Raw genomic sequence first — 5,622 nt, 5'->3', positions numbered from 1 at the left:
GGTACAGGCGCCGAGAGGCCTCGTGGCGGAGTGGTTACGCAGCGGATTGCAAATCCGTGTACTCCGGTTCGATTCCGGACGAGGCCTCCAGCTTTCCGCTACATTAAATAACTGACAGAAACGCGCCATTTTTGGCGGTGTGGCCTTTGCCCATCTTGCCAGCGCGGTGGAGCGCCTATATTCACGTCCGTCATATGAACGGGACTGTCGGGGGCATTCTGATGGTGGATTTCGAGCGTGCGCGGGCGCATATGGTGGATAACCAGCTGCGGACCTCGGGCGTTTTCGATCGGCGGGTTCTGGCGCGCATGCGCGTCGTGCCGCGGGAAATTTTCGTGCCCGTGGCACGTCGCGCCTTGGCGTATATCGATGACTTCCAATGGCTCGGGAGTCCCGCCAAGCGCCGTTTCATGGCCTCGCCAGCCATTCTTGGGCGGCTCTTGCAACTGGCTGATATTTTGGAATCCGACAGTGTGCTGCATGTCGGCGCGGGCACCGGTTATGGCCCGGCGCTGCTGGCCGGCCTTGCTGAAGAGGTCACGGGCCTGGAGGCCGATGCGGCGCTGGCGGCCGAGGCCAATGCGCATCTGACCGCGCTCGGTCTGGACAATGCTCGCGTGATTGCCGGCGATGCAGGGGCCTTGGGCAGGGCGCGCTTCGACGTGATCATTGTCGAGGGCATGGTCGACAGCGTGCCGCAGGCCCTCCTTGCGGCGCTCAATGACGGTGGGCGGCTCGTTGCGCCGGTTCGCAGCGGCGGTGTGGGTATCGCCAATATATTCGTCAAGGCCGAGGGAAAAGTCACGGCGCGGCAAGAATTCGATGTCAACCTGCCAGCGCTCTTTGCTGCGCCGGCGGCGGAAAGCTTCGTCTTCTGATCTGAATTGCGCCCCGGTGTTGCTCATTGAGCACTTGGGCGCATTTTTCATGGTATGAGCAGGGATGTGATGCGCTCGCCGGTTGTGCGCCTTGTGTCCCGCGCTTAAAGTTTAGTAATCTTGGAGGCGGGCTTATGGGCTTTCGCAATAATTTGGTAGCCAGCCTTTTGGCCTTGGGTCTCGCTATTCCAGCCGCGGGCGGCGCGCAGGCCCAGTCCATCACCCAGGCCCTCACCAATGCCTATGAGCATGCTCCCGACCTGCAGGCCGCGTTGTTGAGCGCCAAGGCTTCCGCAGAAAACATTGCCCTTGCCCAGGCTGCCAAGCGCCCTGTGATCGGCGCTTCGCTTGGTGGCAGCTATGATTTCAGCATGGCTACCAACAATCAGTGGAGCGACAGCGAGACCTGGACGGCGGGCCTATCCTATCGCCAGAATATCTTCGACAGCTTCAAGACCGAAGCGCAGATCGAGGGCGCCAGGGCCGCCGCGGAAGCGGCGGAATACCAGATCCGCAATACCGAGCAGAACGTGCTGCTCGAAGTGGTCAAGGCCTATATGTCCGTGCTGAGCGACCGCCAGATGGTGGCGCTGCGCCAGGAGAATATGGCGTTTTTCCGCGCCCAGTTGCAGTCGGCCAGGGACCGGCTGGAAGTGGGCGAGGGCACACGCATCGATGTGGCCCAGGCCGAGGCGCGGCTGGCTCAGGGGGAGGCCACCTATCGGGCGGCCCAGAGCAGCCTCGAGATCAGCCAGGCGACTTTCCAGCGTTATGTCGGGGCCGTGCCGGGCAATCTCGATGCCGGACACAATTTCGCCCGCCTCATTCCCGCTAGCCTCCAGGCCGCTATTTCCGAGGCCGAAATCGGCCACCCGGCCATCATGCTGTCCAAGGCGGCCATTCGCGCCGCCCAGGCTGGCGTCGACGCCGCCCAGGCCGCTGGCGGCCCCAGCGCCTCCCTTACCGGCAGCTTGGGTACCTCCTACAACACGGTGCGCGGCGGCAGCGGCCTCAACGGCAGCCTGGGTTTCTCCTTCACCGTCCCGCTCTATTCAGGCGGCTCCATCGGGGCCAGCGTGCGCAAGGCCAATATCGAGCAGATTAAATCCGAGGTGGACGCCATGTCCGCCTATGACCAGGTGCGCGCCGCCGTAATCGCGGCCTGGGCCGGCATCCAGAGCGCCGATGCGCAGATTTCGGCCACCAATGCCAGCGTCTCGGCCAGCCGCACCGTGCTCGATGGCGTGGTGCAGGAACGCGACCTCGGCAGCCGCACCACGCTGGACGTTCTCAATGCGCAGGCCGACCTGACCACGGCGCGCGAAAGCTACATCACCGCCTCGTCCAACAAGGTGGTGGCGACCTTCTCGCTGCTGGCCGCCATGGGACGCCTGACCGCCGCCGATCTTGGTCTCAATGTCGAAATCAAGTCCGCCGCCCGCTACACCCAGGCGGTCGAGGATGTGTGGCAGGAACTGCGTTCGGTCGCCGAATAAGCCGAAGCCGATACTTACAAAGCTTTCATTGCCCGGCTCGTCCGGGCAATTCTTTTTGAGAGTGCTGCAAGTTTTAGTGGAAGATCCATATCTCTGCCTCCTCGGTGATTCCTAATCGAGGCAGGCGCGGTTAAGGTGTTGCTAACGAATCAGGTCGGTCGCAATGGCGGAGGCCGCAAGCTGATACGGGCGCGCACGAGTAAGAGGCACTTATGAACAAGCCGGCACCCAAGGAACCCTCGATGGACGAAATCCTGTCGTCCATTCGACAGATCATCGCCGACGACGATGCAGCCGGCGCGCCGCGCCGCCCCGCCATCCAGGCTGCGCCGCCCCCGATGCAGGCGGCGCCTGCCCGCTCACTGGGCAATGCCGCCGACGCCGATCTGTCCAGCATGCTCGAGGATATCGAGCCACTGGCGCTCTCGCCGTCCCAGATCGTGGACAAGGGTGAGGATGACGACGCGGTAGGCTTCAGTTTCGATTCGATTCTGGCCGACACCGAAACGGGCAAGGCTTCCGCCGCCGAGGCCCCGGCCATGGTCGACCCGGACGATATCTCCTTTGATATCGCGGAGCCCGAACCCGAGCCGGAGGAAGAATTGCCGGCCTTCGATCCGCCGCCGATGACCTTCTCCGCTCCCGAGCCCGAGCCGGCTCCTCAGCCTGCGCCCTTCGTCGAGGTTGAGCCCGAGCAGGAGGCGGAGCCGGTTTTTGCTCCCCAGGCCAGCATTGCCGAGGCCGCGCCGCTTCCCGATCCGATGCTGACCAGCGACATGGCCGACCAGTTGCTTGAGCCGGCCACCCGTGCGGCGGTGCGCGGCTCGATGACCCGGCTTAAGGGCATGGGTATCGGAAACCCGGGCGCCACCATCGAATCGCTTATGCGCGACATGCTGCGCCCCATGCTCAAGGAGTGGCTGGACGAGAACCTCCCTGCCGTGGTCGAGCGCCTCGTGGAAAAGGAAATCGCCCGTATTTCGCGCGGCGAGTGATCTCCCGTTGATGCGGGGCTCGACTTCCAGTTGACCCCGCATTCCGCATTTGCTTGAAGTCAGCCAGTTTTCCTTTCGCCCCGCCAGGCCCCGCGCCCTGGCGGGTGCGTGCCGTTGTGAGTGACCCCATGCTTGAAAAAACCTATGAGCCCGGCGCTGTCGAAACCCGCATCTATGCCGATTGGCTCAAGGTAAATGCCTTTGCGGCCGGCGCAGGGGCTGTTCCGGGGGCGGAAACCTTCACCATCGTCATTCCGCCGCCCAATGTGACCGGCTCGCTTCACATCGGCCATGCCCTCAACAACACGATCCAGGACATCCTGGTGCGTTTCAACCGCATGCTGAAAAAGGACGTGCTCTGGCAGCCGGGCACGGACCATGCCGGCATCGCCACGCAGATGATCGTCGAGCGTCAGTTGATGGAGCGCCAGCAGCCGGGCCGCCGCGAGATGGGCCGTGAGAAATTCATTGAACGCGTCTGGGAGTGGAAGGCCGAAAGCGGCGGCACCATCATGAACCAGCTCAAGCGCCTGGGCGCTTCGGCCGATTTTTCGCGCGAGCGCTTCACCATGGGCGAGCGCGGTGTTGCCGACGACCAGATGGTGCGCGCGGTCACCAAGGTTTTCGTCGAGCTGCACCAGCGTGGACTCATCTATCGCGCCAAGCGGCTGGTGAACTGGCACCCGGTGCTGGAGACCGCCATTTCCGACCTCGAGGTCGAAAATATCGAGGTCAAGGGCCATATGTGGCACTTGCGCTATCCGCTGGCCGATGGCGTTACCTATCAATTCCCCATTGCCCATGACGACGAAGGCAAGCCCACCGAGTGGGAAACCCGGGACTATGTCGTCGTCGCCACCACTCGTCCCGAGACCATGCTGGGTGATAGCGGCGTTGCAGTTCACCCCGAAGACGAGCGTTATGCTTCCCTGATTGGCAAGTATATCGCACTGCCGCTGGTGGGGCGCCGCATTCCCATCGTTGCCGACGCCTATGCCGATCCGGCTTTGGGCACGGGCGCGGTCAAGATTACGCCCGCCCATGATTTCAACGACTTCGAGGTCGGGGCCCGCCACGATCTCGAGCAGATCAACGTCTTCACCACGCGTGGCGCCATCGTCGATGATGCCTTCGTGCCGGAAAAATATCGCGGCCTCGACCGCTTCGAGGCCCGCAAGGCCATCGTCGCCGACCTCGCGGCGCTGGCTGAAGAAAACCCCGCCCGCGGCCTCGACCATATCGAAGACAAGAAGATCATGGTTCCCCATGATGAAAAATCCAAGCTGGTGGTCATCGAGCCGTTTCTCACCGACCAGTGGTGGGTGAAGGCCGACGTGATGGCCCAGCCGGCACTAGCCTCAGTGCGAGAAGGGCGCACCAAGTTCGTGCCCCAGCAATACGAAAATACCTATTTTGCCTGGCTGGAGAACATCAAGCCCTGGTGCATTTCGCGCCAGCTCTGGTGGGGGCACCAGATTCCGGCCTGGTACGGCCCGGGCAACGAGGCCTTCGTCGCCTATGACGAGGTCGAGGCACAGGCGCTGGCCGATGCCCATTACGGCAAACCCGTTGCCCTGACGCGCGATCCTGATGTGCTCGACACCTGGTTTTCGTCCGCCCTCTGGCCATTCTCGACCCTGGGCTGGCCCGACGATACGGCCGAATTGCGCCGCTATTATCCCACTGACGTGTTGGTGACGGGCTTCGACATCATCTTCTTCTGGGTCGCCCGCATGATGATGATGGGGCTCGAATTCCTCAAGGAAGAGCCGTTCCATACGGTTTACATGCATGCCCTGGTCCGCGACGAGAAGGGCCAGAAGATGAGCAAGACCAAGGGGAATGTCATCGACCCGCTTCAGCTCATCGACCAGTATGGGGCGGACGCTACCCGCTTCACCTTGGCCGCCATGGCCGCGCAGGGGCGCGATCTGAAGCTCTCCATTCAGCGGGTGGAAGGCTATCGAAATTTCGTCACCAAGCTCTGGAATGCCGCGCGCTTTCTGGAGATGAACGAATGTCGCCGCGTAGAGGGCTTCGATCCGCGCGACAACCGCCTGCCGCTCAACCGCTGGATCGTTGGCGCCACCGCGCGCGCCGCCGCCGCCGTGACGCAGGCCATCGTGGATTACAAGTTCAACGAAGCGGCCAATGCCGCCTATGATTTTGTCTGGGGCACCTTTTGCGACTGGTATGTCGAATTCGCCAAGCCGGTCTTCAATGGTGAGGACGAGGCCGCCAAAGCTGAAACCC

General features: G+C 62.7%; 4 protein-coding genes and 1 tRNA gene. All 5 read left to right on the top strand.

Translation table 11 applies throughout. The features are described from left to right. Window positions 1-16 precede the first annotated feature (16 nt). Window positions 17-90, top strand: a tRNA-Cys gene (locus tag VDP82_RS13075). A 131-nt stretch (window positions 91-221) separates the two neighbouring features. Next, entirely contained in the window at window positions 222-878 is a 657-nt protein-coding gene (locus VDP82_RS13070) for a protein-L-isoaspartate O-methyltransferase (RefSeq protein ID WP_323015286.1), read from the top strand. A 134-nt stretch (window positions 879-1,012) separates the two neighbouring features. Then, a complete protein-coding gene (locus VDP82_RS13065) occupies window positions 1,013-2,374 on the top strand; it encodes a TolC family outer membrane protein (protein WP_323015285.1) in 1,362 nt (453 codons plus the stop codon). 212 nt (window positions 2,375-2,586) lie between these two features. Then, the gene (locus tag VDP82_RS13060) at window positions 2,587-3,369 is read left to right on the top strand and encodes a DUF2497 domain-containing protein (protein WP_323015284.1); all 783 of its coding nucleotides are present in this window, start codon (window positions 2,587-2,589) and stop codon (window positions 3,367-3,369) included. 128 nt (window positions 3,370-3,497) lie between these two features. Next, window positions 3,498-5,622 (top strand): valine--tRNA ligase (locus VDP82_RS13055; protein ID WP_323015283.1); only part of this gene is annotated, 2,125 nt, incomplete at its 3' end.

This window comes from Devosia sp. (genome assembly GCF_034675085.1).
Lineage (GTDB): Bacteria > Pseudomonadota > Alphaproteobacteria > Rhizobiales > Devosiaceae > Devosia.
The sequence above is the reverse complement of the archived record's forward strand: the minus strand, read 5'-3'. Positions and strand labels throughout refer to the sequence as shown.

What these genes read in the sequence shown, in the direction of transcription:
- VDP82_RS13060 (WP_323015284.1), top strand. Translation starts at nt 2,587, where the DNA reads ATGAACAAGCCGGCACCCAAGGAACCCTCGATGGACGAAATCCTGTCG.
- VDP82_RS13065 (WP_323015285.1), top strand. Translation starts at nt 1,013, where the DNA reads ATGGGCTTTCGCAATAATTTGGTAGCCAGCCTTTTGGCCTTGGGTCTC.
- VDP82_RS13070 (WP_323015286.1), top strand. Translation starts at nt 222, where the DNA reads ATGGTGGATTTCGAGCGTGCGCGGGCGCATATGGTGGATAACCAGCTG.